We start from the raw sequence: 12,595 nt of genomic DNA, 5'->3' as shown, positions 1-12,595 counted from the left end.
GAGTCAGGTCGGCCTCAGTGGTGCTAGGCCCACTCTCCGCTGGGCCTCAGCACCCCTCGGTACTGAGGTAGTAGCACTCATGCTTTCGGATGGTCCGGGGCACAGGCTGGTTGCACTACGCTGGCCCGCGGCTGAACGCCTAGGCCTCCCCACCGCTCTGAGATGAGGACTCAATGGCTCAGCCCATTGCGCTTGCCCCTACCCGCGAACGAACAGCCACCAAGGGCAGCGACTTCGCGCCGTTGCTTCGCGAAGTGAAGGAAGCCGGGCTGCTCGAACGCCGGACCGCCTCCTACGTGATCGCGATCACCTTGAACGTGGCGCTGTTGGCGGCGACCTGGGCCGGCATCGTCCTGCTCGGCAACTCCTGGCTGCAACTGCTGCTCGCGATCCCGCTGGCGATCTTCACCACCCGCGCGGCCTTCTTCGGCCATGACGCCGGCCACCAGCAGGTCGGCAGCTCGCGCAAGCTGCACGACGTACTGGGCATGCTGCACGGCGACTTCGTCTGCGGGATGTCGTACGGCTGGTGGAACGACAAGCACAACCGGCACCACGCGAACCCGAACCACACCGACAAGGACCCCGACGTCGGCGAGGGCGTACTGGTCTGGACACTGGAGCAGGCCGAGGGCCGCACCGGCCTGTACGGCTGGCTGACCAGGCACCAGGCGAAGATCTTCTTCCCGCTGCTCACCCTCGAAGGCCTCAACCTCAAGGTGTCGAGCGTGCTGTTCCTCTGGAGCCGCCGCGATCGCCGCGACGCGAGGATCGAGCTCGGCCTGATGGCTGCCCACCTCACCCTGTACTTCGGTGCGCTCTTCCTCATCATGTCGCCGGGCAAGGCCATCGCGTTCGCCGCGTTGCACCACGCGCTCTTCGGCCTGCACCTGGGCAGCGTCTTCGCCCCGAACCACAAGGGCATGGAGATGCCGGACGCCGACACGAACTGGGGCCACCTGGAGAAGCAGGTGCTGACGTCCCGCAACGTGAAGGGCGGCCTCGTCACCGACTGGCTGATGGGCGGGCTGAACTACCAGATCGAGCACCACCTCTTCCCGAGCATGCCGCGCGCCAACCTGCGCTTCGCCCAGCCGATGGTCGAGGCGTACTGCGCCAAGATCGGGATGCCGTACCTGAACACCGGCGTGGTCGAGTCGTACCGGATGGGCCTCGGCCACATGCACGAGGTCGGCAGCGAACTCCGCGATCAGAGCAAGACAGTCTGAGTGCTGAGGGCTGGGGGCCGGCCGATACGCTGGGTGTTGTCATGGTGTCCCGGAAGAAGAAGCCCTCGAAACACACGCGACCGGTCAGCGACCGGCCGCTGATGGGTGGACACCAGAACCGGGAATCCCGCTCGGACGGCGACTGGATGGTCCGCCATGTCAGCGGCTCGGCGGCGGGCAAGTCCTACCGCTGCCCCGGCTGCGACCAGCTGATCCCGCCGGCCACGCCACACGTGGTCGTCTGGCCGGAGACCCCCAGCCTGCTCTCCGCCATCGGTGGCGGCCAGTCCCTGGACGAGCGCCGCCACTGGCACAAGGCCTGCTGGCAACGCCACCGTTAGAAAGGCTGTTGATGAAGCTTCCAGTTACGGCGTACGGCGAGAGTGGCTCGCCGGTCGTCGTCATGCACGGGCTGTTCGGGTCGGGGCGGAACTGGATGACGGCCGCGCGACGGCTGGCGTCGGCGCATCGGGTGTACGCCTTCGATCTGCGCAATCACGGGAGCTCGCCGCACACCGACACGATGAGCTATCCCGAGATGGCGCTGGACGTGTTCGAGACGATCACCGACCTCAGCGTCGGCCCGGTCGGGCTGGTCGGGCACTCGATGGGTGGCAAGACCGCGATGCTCACCGCGCTCCGGCACCCCGAGGTGGTCGACCGCCTCGTCGTGGTCGACGCGGCTCCGGTGACGTACCCGCCGGCTTTCGTCGAGTACGCCCGGGCGATGCGCCACGCCGACCTGTCCCACGTCCAGCGCCGTGCTGATGTCGACGCTCAACTGGTCGACGCCGTCGACTCACCCGGCACCCGGGCCTTCCTGCTCCAGAACCTGATCCTCGACGACCAGGGCGCCCGCTGGAAGCCGAACCTCCCGGTCATCGAGGCCGCGCTGCCCGCCATCTCCGGCTGGCCGGACGACGAGAACGGTACGTACGACGGCCCGACGCTGTTCGTCTACGGCGGCAAGTCCGACTACGTCCAGCAGGACCACCGCGACATCATCACGCGGTACTTCCCGCAGGTTCAGTACGCCGAAATCGCCGAGGCTGGGCATTGGGTACATGCCGAACGCCTCGACGATTTCCTCGCTGCGGTAACGCCGTTCCTCGCTTGATCAGTGCACTACCGGCGGCGGTGCGGCTGCGTTGACCACGTCTGACGCCTGCCGTTTACGGGGCAGCATCAGCGCCGGGATCAGCGTGATGGTGACCAGGACCCAGGCGACCCAGTAGCTGTGCGCGAAGGCCGTCGCGGCGTCGACCAGACCGCGTGCGATGGCGGCAGGGTCGACATGGAGTGCGTTGAGAATGTCCGGGCGGGTGTTGGACAGGATCGCCGCCTGGGTCTCGCGCAGTCCCGCTCCCAGGCCGGGTGCGCCCTGCGTACCGGGGATGATCGGCGAGTCGTTGAGCTGGTTGGTGAGCACGACCGACATCGTCGCGACGCCGACTGACGAGGCGATCTGCTGGCTGATGTTGAGCAGTGTCGAGCCGCGCGCGACCTGGGCGCCGGTCAGCGTCCGCAGGGCCGTGGTGAACAACGGCATCATCGTGCCGCCCATCCCGAAACCCATCACGACCAGCATCGCGATGATCAGCCCGTACGACGTGGTGGCGGTGATCTGGGTCAGGCCGAACATGCCCACCACGATCAGCGCCAGCCCGACCGGCACGATCCGGCCGACCGGGATCTTGTCGACCAGGCGGCCGGCGATCGGCATGGTCACCATCGCCCCGAGCCCCTGCGGCGCTACCAGGAGGCCGGCGTGCAACGTGGACTCACCGCGGATCTGCTGGAAGTACGTCGGTACCAGCAGCAGCCCGCCGAAGAACGCGGCGGCGAACAGGAACATCGTGATGATCGAGACGGTGAGGTTGCGGTCCCGGAACAGCCTCAGGTCGAGTAGTGGATGCTCGGGCCGGAACGAGTGCCAGACGAAGGCCAGCATCAGCGCGATGCCGATCACCATCGACACCCACACCCGCGGCGCACCGAAGTCGCCGCCCTCGGCGGGTAGCGAGGAGATACCGAACAGGAACAGTGCGAGTCCGGGGGACATCAGCACCACCCCGAGGATGTCCAGGGACTCCGACCGGTGCGCCACGTCCGGGGCCAGCGCCCGCCAGGCGTAGATCAGCGCGATCACGCCGAGCGGCACGTTGATCAGGAAGATCCAGTGCCAGCTCGCCACCTGGATCAGCCAGCCGCCGAGGATCGGTCCCAGGATCGGGCCGAGCAGCATCGGTACGCCGAGGATGGCCATCAGCCGGCCCATCCGGTGCGGCCCCGCGGCCCTGGTCATGATCGTCATCCCGAGCGGCATCAGCATGCCGCCGCCGAGTCCCTGCAGGACACGGAAGCTGATCAGCATGTCGATGCTCGACGCGGTCGCGCACAGGGCCGAGCCGGCGGTGAAGAGGAAGATCGCGGTCATGTAGAGCCGCTTGGTGCCGAACCGGTCGGCGGCCCAGCCGGTCAGCGGGATCACGGTCGCGAGCGCGAGCGTGTACGCCGTCACGGTCCAGGCGACAGTGGAGTAGGAGACCGGACTGTCGGGCGACCCGAACTCGTCCTGGAAGGTCGGCAGTGCGACGTTGACCACGGTGATGTCGAGAATCGACATGATGGCCCCGAGCACCACGACGCCGGCGATCTTCAGTACGGCCGCGTCGATGTTGTCCGGGTAGTCCGGCTCTTGGACAGCAGGCTGGCTCACGATTTCCCCCCTCGGCAGGAATCCCGTCGCTAGCGACACTACGCGCCGGTCCGCGCCGGAGACGAGCACATTTTCCAACTTTCTTCGGCTCGCCAGTTGGTGGCTCTTTGATCTACGGGTTTGAGACTTTTCGGCTGGCTTGCGGAGTACGGGGTCTTGAAGTCTTCATTTGCAGCTTCAACGATAAGATTCAGGGACATGAGCAAAGACATTCGACACTTCGTACCGCCGTCCTGTGAACTGCTGGGGCTGGGCGAGCCGACGCATCAGGAACCGGCCTTCGGGCTGGTCCGCAACGAGCTGTTCGCAGTACTGGTGGAGCAGGGGTTCCGGTCCGTCGCGCTGGAGACCGATCGCGTTTCCGGGCTACTCGTGGACGACTTCGTCCAGGGTGGTTCGGGGACGCTCGACATGGGTGCCGGCTTCTCGCATCGGTTCGGGGAGCTGGTGGCGAACCAGCGACTCGTCGCCTGGCTGCGGGAGTACAACGAAGGTCGGCCGGCCGATGAGCGGGTTGCCTTCCATGGCTTCGATGCTTCGACTGAGAACACGAGCGCTGCCAGCCCGAGGATTTATCTGGAGTATGCGCGCGACTACTTGGGCGTCGAGCTCGATCTTGACGGTCTGGTCGGTGACGACGAACGGTGGAGCCGCGAGGAGGCGATCCTCGACCCGGCGCAGTCGATCGGCGATACCCCGGAGGCCGAGCAGTTGCGCGTCATCGCCGACGATCTGCTCATCTCGCTCTATGCCCGTGCGCCGGAGCGCATTGCGGCGACCTCACGCGCTGACTGGTACCGGGCTCGTACCCATCTCACTGCCGGTCTCGGCCTGCTGCGGTACCACAAGGTCGCAGCCCAACCGGGCTCGCAGGAGGTACGGATCGCCCGGTTGATGGCTGCCCGGGACTCATTGATGGCGCAGAACCTTCTCGACATCCGCAGTATCGAGTCTCAGCGCGGCCCGACGCTGGTCTTTGCGCACAACGCCCACCTGCAACGCATGGCTGGTCTTCAGCGCGACTGGTACTCCGCCGGCGCCATCGTGGGTGAGTTGCTGGGCCAGCGGTACGCGGTGATCGCCAGCAGCCTTGGCAGCAGCCCGACCCTCGGGCTGGCCGAGCCGGAGCCGGATACATACGAGGGCAACCTGCAGCACACGATCAGTGACTGGGGCCTGACGCCCGCCGCTGCACTCGCAGCTGCCCGGACGCGCACCGACATCAACCCACGGCAGGGGTACTTCCCTCTAGACCAGGCATTGCTCGACCAGGTCGACGCAGTCCTGCACATCAACGGCGGCACCTCGCTCTGAGTAGGGTGCGCCCATGAGTTTCCGGCTGGCGGCGTACGCGGTGTGCATCGATGATGGCCGGGTGCTGCTCGCCCGGTACGTATCTCCTTTAGGGGAAGGGACTTGGTGGACCCTCCCCGGCGGCCGGGTCGAGCACGCGGAGGACCCGTACGACGCGGTCATCCGTGAGGTCGCCGAGGAGACCGGGTGTTCGGCTGTTGTCGAGCGCTTGCTGGGCGTGGACTCGCGACTGATCTCTGCTGCTGAGAGCACCAACGGGACGCTGCACCAGAACGTCGGGGTCTTCTACGGAGTACGGATCACTGGCGGTAAGTTCCGGCCTGAGCCGAACGGGGAGACGGCTGAGTCGGTATGGACCCCGCTGTCTGCCGTTGCCGGGCTGAGCCGGTCAGTGGTGATCGACGTCGGCGTCGGCCTGGCGGTGGCTGCGCCGGCTACCGGGCACCTGCCGTCCGTTGCGGTCGGCGGTCTGGTTCGGCACTGAGTAGTTGCACCGATCCGTACGGGGACCTGCTCCGAATCGCTCAGGTCCGCGTCGTCGAGCTGGGAGAGTGTAAGTGCCTGGGATCACGTAGTACAGGGTGAAAGGCAGTGGGTGATGTTACCCCGTGGAAAGTAAGGTAGTGCTTACCAGAGGTCAGACCGGCTGAAGGTGATCTGAGGCCTGGGGGTGGGTGAGAATCGTCATGAGAGGTTGCGAAAACAGCAGAACGCGGCGGGTGCGGACGACCAAGGTGGCCCGGCCATGAGCGCCGCGAGCGGACCGCCCTGGCGGCGTCGTCCCCGGAAGCCGTTCTCAGTGGAGGCGCGGCTGGCCGAGCATGTCGACCGGCTTGCCGAGGAGCACCCGCCGATCCCGGTGGACAGCGCCGACTACTCGATGGTGCGGCCGGAGTTGCTGGCCGAGCGATTCGGTCCGGTGCTGACGTACATGTCGCGGGTCGAGCTGGAGGTCGAGCGGAACGTCCTCGAGCTCAACCTGCTGCTGCCCGACCCGCCGCCGGTCGACAAACACTTCTACGCCGACGTGTGGCTGCCGCAGGAGACGCATCACGGTTACCTGCTGGACCGGTTGCAACAGCTGGCCGGCTTGCCGCAGTCGGAGCCCGACCTCACCTCGATGGCCTTCAGCTACAAGGTGTTGGGCGCGCTCGGCCGATGGAGCGCCGTCCAGGATGTGAGTCGGATGCTGTACTACCTGACCGGTGTCGCGACGGAGCAGTCGGCCATCCTTGCGTACAACAAACTTCACCAAGGCCTGCTCGACCTCGGCGAGAAGGCGGTCGCGATGACAGTCGTCGCTCCGATCCGCCGCCAGGAGCCCGGCCACTTCGCCTACTACAAGATCGCCGCCCAGGGTCTGTGGTCCGAGATGGCCGACTGGCAGAAGTGGATCGTCAGAACCCTGCGCCGGTACACGTTCGAACCCGTAGGCGCCTACACCAAGAAGCAGTGGGCCCAGTTCGGCGACGTGATGCACCACCTGGGTATCACCACGGCAGCCAACGACGACGAACTCAACCGCTACGCCCAGCAAATAGGCCGCTTCGAACTCGAAATGCTCTGGGCCCACCGCCAAGGCCTCCGAGTCCCCACCTACGTCCTGGACTCCCTCCACCGAGCCGCCCGCCTGGCAGCCAAAAGCCACCCCAACCCCGCCTAACCGCCTACATCCACGCGTCCTGCACGCCCGCCGCTCCGTGGCGGACGCGTGCTGCCGCGTCTCCCCGATTCGCCTTCCGTGTCGGTCACACCCGCGGTGCCGAGTTGGGGGAGACAGCACCCGCGGATGGGGGAGGGGCGTGCGGGTGCTGTCTCGGGGGAGGGGCTAGTTGTCCAGCCTCGGCCACCGCTCATGCACTGTCGCCGATCCCGAACGAATTCGAACACCCCGCGGACCCGGAACGCCGCCGCTCGCCAGGGTCCAGCGCGGGCGCGGCGGCATCCCTTATAGATAAGGGAGATGAGCATCTCTCGATTTCACCGTCACACAAAGTCACGATAGAATCGAACGCATGTTCGACGATGGATGGGATGACTTCGACGCTGCCGCGACCCTCGACGCCGCCGTCGAATTCGACACGGAAGAAAACCGCGCCGCTCTCGGCAAACTCCAAGCAACCCTGCACTTCGCCGACCTCCACACCACCCTGCCCACAACCTCCGAGAAGAGTTCCGGGGCGCGTGGCGGTGAGCGGCTCGTCGTGTACGGCGGCGACGGCTGCCCCCCCGATCGCCGAATTCGCCCCCGCCGAACTCGGCGTCCTGCTCAAGATCTCCAGCGGCGCGGCCGCAAGCTACATCGGCGAAGCACTCGCCCTGCGCCACCGCCTCCCACGGATCTGGGCCAAAACCCTCAACGGCCACACCGTCGTGTGGCGCGCCCGCGCTGTCGCCCGCGCCTGCCTGAAACTCTCCCTCGAAGCGGCCGCCCTCGTCGACGAACGCGTCGTCGCCGTCATCGACACCCTGTCGGCCTACCGCCTACAGAAAATCATCGACGCGGTCGTCAAAGAGGCCGACCCCGACGCCGCCCGCCAGGCCGCCGAACAACACGCCCGCGAACGCGGCGTCTGGGTCCAGCCCTCCGACGACCACGGCACCAAAACCATCTGGGTCAAAGCCTCCAGCGGCGACGTCATCGCCATCAACGCCTCCCTCAACGACGTCGCCTGGGCCCTCAGCGAACTCGGTGACCCCGACTCCCTGTCCGAACGCCGCGCCAAAGCCATCGGCTGGCTAGCCGACCCCCTAGCCGCCTACGAACTCCTCACCGCCGCCCGCTACCTAGCCACCCACCCCACCCCCACCAACACCCCAACCACCGACACCCCGACCACCAACACCCCAACCGCCGACGCTCCGGCCGCCGACGCTCCGGCCACCGACGCTCCGGCCACCGACACCCCAGCCGCCGACGCTCCGGCCACCGATGCCCCGGGCACCAACACCAACCAGCCCTCCACCGCAGCACCCCTCACCAACCCACCCGGAGCGCCCACCGATAACTCAACCGGAGCGCCCGCTACAAACGCGCTCGGAGCACCCGCGGCGAACCCGCTCGGAGGACCCGCGGCGAACCCGCCCCACGACTCCTCGGACGCCAAGCCGCGCTTGCCCAAGGCAACAGCTCCGGAGCCGACTCGCGACCTCTCCCACGCCGACCCGAACCAGCCCACAACACCCAATGCAACCGCGCCCGGAACACCCGCTGCAGAGCCATCTGGCGACGTACTCGGAGTCAAGCTGCGCCGACCCGCAGGACCCACCCCAGAATCACCCGGCAACTCCCCGGATCCCGAGCTGAGCGCCGACATCGTCCGCACCGGAACCGGCGAGCGCGGCTCGCCCCAAACACCGGCCACCCAGCCGGACGGCTCTCCGACGGTCGAGTCGGACCTGCCCGAAGTACCGGCCGACGAGCCGCCCGTAGGCCTCAGCGACTACGGCGACCCCAGCGACTCCGGCGACCCCAGCAACTTCCACGGCCTCGGCGCGGTCGGCGTGGCCGGCGACTTCCGTGAGCCCGACCTAGCCGACGAACCAGACTGGGACGCGCCACACCCCAGCATCGACGAAGAACCGGCAAGCCCTACCCGCTGTCCTGCAGTCGAGACGCGAGCAGCGATCGACCCATACTCCCGCCACCAACTAGCCAGCAAACTCGCCACCATCAAAAACGCCGCCCACGCCCCGGGAGCCAGCATCGCGACCAGCGGGAGCGGCAGTGCGAGAGGGGTGGGCAGGGGTGGACGTGTCGTGCTCTACGTCCACATCACCGACGAGACGCTGCTGACCGGTGAAGGCATCGTCAGAGTCGAAGAGCACGGAGCATTCATCGCCACCCAGCTCAAAGAACTACTCGGCCACAACCAGGTACTCCTCAAACCAGTCATCGACCTCAACCAGCACATCGACGTCAACGCCTACGAAATCCCCACCCGCATCCGCGAACGCATCCGCCTCGCCCAGCCCGTCGAACGATTCCCCTACAGCACCACAGAAACCACCCCACACACCGACCTGGACCACATCCAGCCCTACGACCCCCACGGACCACCAGGCCAAACAAGCACCACCAACCTCACACCAGCAACGCGGTACCACCACCGCGTCAAAACCCACGCCCACGGCTGGCGAGTCCGCCCTGCCGGTGAAGGAGCACTCCACTGGACCACCCCCAACGGCTTCACCTTCCGCGTCGACCACACCGGCACCCACCGCCTCACCTGATCGGGGCCGCGCCGGGAGTCACAAAGCAGCCGACCATAAGGCTCTCGGTCGACATGGGTCCGTCGTCGACCGAGCGGTCTGAGCCTTCGTCAGGGCTGACCCACTGGTCTGCTTCAGGAGTTTCGTTTGGAGAGCAGCGGAGGCCGTCCCAGGCAAGCGCGATCACGTACTGAGGTCCTGTCTCGATTCGAAGTAAGTCATGCAGAGCGACCAACGGCGTTGTATCCCCAGCCCTTCGAGGTCGGCCGCGCTGCGCCCAGAAGAGACGAGTGGACCTTTCTCGACGGCCAAGGTGACCAGGTCGACGCCCGTACCGGTCGATCCGGAAGCAGCGACGCCGAGGCAGATACCGGACGGCCCTTCATCCAGAGGACGAGCCGGTTGGCGAATCAACTCCGCCAGTCTGCGCGTCGCCCACCTCCCTGTCCTCGATCCCGAACGAATTCGAACAGCAAACCAGCCGGTACGCCGACCCGGTGCCGCACCAGCACCGGCGCATCGCGGAGCACCTCCCAACACATCACCGCGCTTGCCCTGTCCACAGTCGCCTCGGAACCTTGGTACCGAGAGATGGTGGCGGATGGCGGATGGCGGATGGCGGGCGGTGCCGAGGTGATGAGCGGGTTCGTCGCCTGGCAGGCATTGGCGACCTGGCGCCATGCCGAAGCCTCGCCCCACCGCCCTCTGCCTCGTCCTACCCACCCTCTGCCTCGTCGTACCGCCTTCCGCCTCGCCCTACCGCCCCCTGCCTCGCCATCGCGTGGCTCAGTCGCTCGCCACCCGGCGCCGGGGGTTGAATTCACCCGGCCCGAGTCGCCGAACCGATCGGTTGCGCCCGGCACGAACTGCTCTAACCCAGCGCGCGACGTAGGTGTTATGTGAGGAGCCGCGGCACACGCGTGATCCACCACCCAAGACGCCGGTTTCGCCGCCGACGCGGTCGCCTTGGAGGGGTGAGGGACCCGGCTTGCTGTTGCTCAGCGGCCGACCTAGGAGCCCGCATCCGGGTGGGTAGGAGCTGAGCGCCGCGTGAGCGACGGACGAGCCCCCATTCGGGGTGGGCCTGGGCTTGGCCCCGGTGTCCACCACCTGGGGGCAAGCCCAGCCGGAGCTCAGCGCCTGTTGAGCGACGGAGGAGCAGGCATGGGGCGCTTCCTTGCGCCGGACAGCCACCCGGGGTGGCTACTCAGCTCGGAGCCGCCAAAGTAATTGGTTGCGCGCAGCAACGAGATGCTGTTGCCTAGCGGCGACATAGGAGCTCGCGTGCCGGGTGGGTGGGTGCTCAGCACCTGGTGAGCGGCGGAGGCGCGAGCGAGGTGCCGCGTCGGGAGTTCCTTGCGCGGGGCAGTCACCCGGGGGCGGCTACTCGGCTCGGAGTCGCAAGGCAACTGGTGCTCCCGGCAACGAGCTGTTGTCGCCTAGCGGGCGACGTGGGAGCTCATGTGCCGGGTGGGTGGGTGCTCAGCGCCTGGTGGGTGGGAGCTCAGCGCCTGGTGGGCGACGGAGGTGCGGGCGGGGTGCCGGCGTGGGGAGTTCCTTGCGCCGGACGGCAACCCCAGGAGGGCTACTCGGCTCGGAGTCGCCAGATCGGCTGGTTGCGCGCGGCAACGAGTTGTTGTCGTCTAGCGGCCGACGTAGGAGCTCGTGTGCAGGGTGGGTGGGAGCTCAGTGCCTGGTGAGCGACGGAGACATCCCAGGGGCTAGGGGTGTCAAGCAGCGAGTGCTTGGGGTTGGTGGGACCAGGCGGTGGTTTCGTTGTAGAGAGTGCGGGTTTTGAGGCAGCCGTGGAGGATGCCGACGAGCCGGTTGGCGAGTTGGCGCAGGGCGGGGTTGTGGCCGATGCCGCGGGCTCGTTGTTTGTCGTAGTAGGCGCGGGCTCCGGGCGAGGCGGTGAGCGCGGTGAAGGCTTGGCCCATCAGGGCGTCGATGAGGCGGTCGTTGTGGACGAACCGGGCCAGAGCGACTTTCTTCTTGCCCGAGGCACGGGTGATCGGGCTGGTCGCGGCGTAGTTCTTGCGGGCTTTGGCGCTGGCGTAGCGGCCGGTGTCGTCGCCGAACTCTGCGAGCACCCGGGCGCCGAAGATCAATCCCAGACCGGGCTGGGACAACACGATTTCAGCGTCCGGGTGCCGGCCAAAATGCGCCTCCACCTCACCTTGCAACGTCTTGACCTGCTCATTGAGAACAACCAGGACCGCGGTCAGCGCGCGGGTCGAGGCGGCATAAGCGGCTGTGACCACCGCGGGTTGCCCGAGGTGCTCGGCACGCAGCGCCGCCTGGATCCGGCCGGTCTTCTCACCGACACTGCGACGACGAGCCCGTTTGAGCGCCGCGCTGATCTGGCCGGTCGTCAACCGGGCCGCCGCGGCCGGATCAGGAGCCTTGGCCAGCAACTCCAGCGTGTCGGATGCATCGAGGTCCTCGAAGGCCACGAGCGCGGCAGGGAAGTACTCCCGCAACGCATGCCGCAACCGCTGACCGGTCCGGGTCCGTTCCCAGATCAGCGTCTTGTGCATCCGGGCGACAACCTTGATCGCCTGCACCTCGGCACTATCCCCGGCCACGATACGCAGCTGGTGGGAATCGGTCCGGACCATATCAGCCAGCACATGCGCATCCGCCGCGTCGCTCTTAGCCCCGGACACCACGTGCCGTTTGCGGTACTGCGACGCGCTCAACGGGTTCACCGCGAACACCTGATAGCCCGCCGCCACCAGCGCGGCCACCCACGGACCCCGGTCGGTCTCGATCCCGACCAGCACCTCTACCTCGTCGGGATCGGCATCACCGAACTGCTCAGCCAGCAACCCGTGGAACCGGGCCATCCCCGCAATTCCCTCCGGCAACCGCGCCTTGGCCAGCACCCGACCTCCGGGATCCATCACCTCCACATCGTGATGCTCCTCGGCCCAGTCATCACCCACAAAGAACTTCACATCGTCTCCCAAAACTCGACGCCATTAACCAACCCAGCAAGCCGGTCGGGAGAACCGTCAGCGACCTAATGAACCAGTGCTCACGCCCCACCACACGGCAAGGGGCGGGCACGACATCCCAGCAGCGATCAACTTCTCCCGGTCACCAGCCAGGGCACGCTCTC

The 12,595-nt window shown here is 67.0% G+C and carries 10 protein-coding genes; 7 read left to right on the top strand and 3 right to left on the bottom strand.

What is annotated here, in order from left to right; all coding sequences use genetic code 11:
- Positions 1-173: 173 nt before the first annotated feature.
- The 3 genes from OHA70_RS38955 to OHA70_RS38945 are packed head-to-tail and all read left to right on the top strand — an operon-like array spanning position 174 to position 2,346.
- A complete protein-coding gene (locus OHA70_RS38955) occupies positions 174-1,229 on the top strand; it encodes a fatty acid desaturase family protein (protein ID WP_328326776.1) in 1,056 nt (351 codons plus the stop codon).
- 41 nt (positions 1,230-1,270) lie between these two features.
- Positions 1,271-1,570: a hypothetical protein gene (locus OHA70_RS38950; RefSeq protein WP_328326774.1), complete on the top strand. Its 300-nt coding sequence runs from the start codon at positions 1,271-1,273 to the stop codon at positions 1,568-1,570.
- An 11-nt stretch (positions 1,571-1,581) separates the two neighbouring features.
- On the top strand, positions 1,582-2,346 hold the full coding sequence (locus tag OHA70_RS38945; protein ID WP_328326772.1) for an alpha/beta fold hydrolase: 765 nt from the start codon (positions 1,582-1,584) through the stop codon (positions 2,344-2,346).
- Here OHA70_RS38945 and OHA70_RS38940 read toward each other — a convergent pair whose 3' ends face one another.
- Positions 2,347-3,948, bottom strand: coding sequence for a DHA2 family efflux MFS transporter permease subunit (locus OHA70_RS38940; RefSeq protein ID WP_328326770.1), 1,602 nt, complete (start codon positions 3,946-3,948; stop codon positions 2,347-2,349).
- Positions 3,949-4,146: 198 nt separating this feature from the next.
- On the opposite strand from OHA70_RS38940, the gene OHA70_RS38935 reads away from it, so the two are divergent.
- The 3 genes from OHA70_RS38935 (at position 4,147) to OHA70_RS38925 (ending at position 6,925) form a co-directional block, all read left to right on the top strand.
- Positions 4,147-5,262, top strand: a complete 1,116-nt coding sequence (locus tag OHA70_RS38935; protein ID WP_328326768.1) for an erythromycin esterase family protein — start codon at positions 4,147-4,149, stop codon at positions 5,260-5,262.
- Positions 5,263-5,275: 13 nt separating this feature from the next.
- Positions 5,276-5,746 (top strand): NUDIX hydrolase, encoded by a 471-nt coding sequence (locus OHA70_RS38930; protein ID WP_328326766.1) that lies wholly within the window; start codon positions 5,276-5,278, stop codon positions 5,744-5,746.
- 261 nt (positions 5,747-6,007) lie between these two features.
- Entirely contained in the window at positions 6,008-6,925 is a 918-nt protein-coding gene (locus tag OHA70_RS38925) for a GTP-binding protein LepA (protein WP_328326764.1), read from the top strand.
- Positions 6,926-7,115: 190 nt separating this feature from the next.
- On the opposite strand, the gene OHA70_RS38920 is transcribed toward OHA70_RS38925, so the two are convergent.
- Positions 7,116-7,406: a hypothetical protein gene (locus tag OHA70_RS38920; protein ID WP_328326762.1), complete on the bottom strand. Its 291-nt coding sequence runs from the start codon at positions 7,404-7,406 to the stop codon at positions 7,116-7,118.
- A gap of 46 nt (positions 7,407-7,452) precedes the next feature.
- Between OHA70_RS38920 and OHA70_RS38915 the strand changes: the two genes are divergently transcribed.
- A complete protein-coding gene (locus OHA70_RS38915; RefSeq protein ID WP_328326760.1) occupies positions 7,453-9,495 on the top strand; it encodes an HNH endonuclease signature motif containing protein in 2,043 nt (680 codons plus the stop codon).
- 1,709 nt (positions 9,496-11,204) lie between these two features.
- On the opposite strand, the gene OHA70_RS38910 is transcribed toward OHA70_RS38915, so the two are convergent.
- Entirely contained in the window at positions 11,205-12,431 is a 1,227-nt protein-coding gene (locus tag OHA70_RS38910; RefSeq protein ID WP_328326758.1) for an IS110 family transposase, read from the bottom strand.
- Positions 12,432-12,595 lie beyond the last annotated feature (164 nt).

This window comes from Kribbella sp. NBC_00382 (assembly GCF_036067295.1).
Lineage (GTDB): Bacteria > Actinomycetota > Actinomycetes > Propionibacteriales > Kribbellaceae > Kribbella.
The sequence above is the reverse complement of the archived record's forward strand: the minus strand, read 5'-3'. Positions and strand labels throughout refer to the sequence as shown.

Bases quoted from the DNA above. Each gene is read 5' to 3' on its own strand.
- OHA70_RS38955 (WP_328326776.1), top strand. From the start codon at position 174: ATGGCTCAGCCCATTGCGCTTGCCCCTACCCGCGAACGAACAGCCACC.
- OHA70_RS38945 (WP_328326772.1), top strand. From the start codon at position 1,582: ATGAAGCTTCCAGTTACGGCGTACGGCGAGAGTGGCTCGCCGGTCGTC.
- OHA70_RS38950 (WP_328326774.1), top strand. From the start codon at position 1,271: ATGGTGTCCCGGAAGAAGAAGCCCTCGAAACACACGCGACCGGTCAGC.
- OHA70_RS38935 (WP_328326768.1), top strand. From the start codon at position 4,147: ATGAGCAAAGACATTCGACACTTCGTACCGCCGTCCTGTGAACTGCTG.
- OHA70_RS38930 (WP_328326766.1), top strand. From the start codon at position 5,276: ATGAGTTTCCGGCTGGCGGCGTACGCGGTGTGCATCGATGATGGCCGG.
- OHA70_RS38925 (WP_328326764.1), top strand. From the start codon at position 6,008: ATGAGCGCCGCGAGCGGACCGCCCTGGCGGCGTCGTCCCCGGAAGCCG.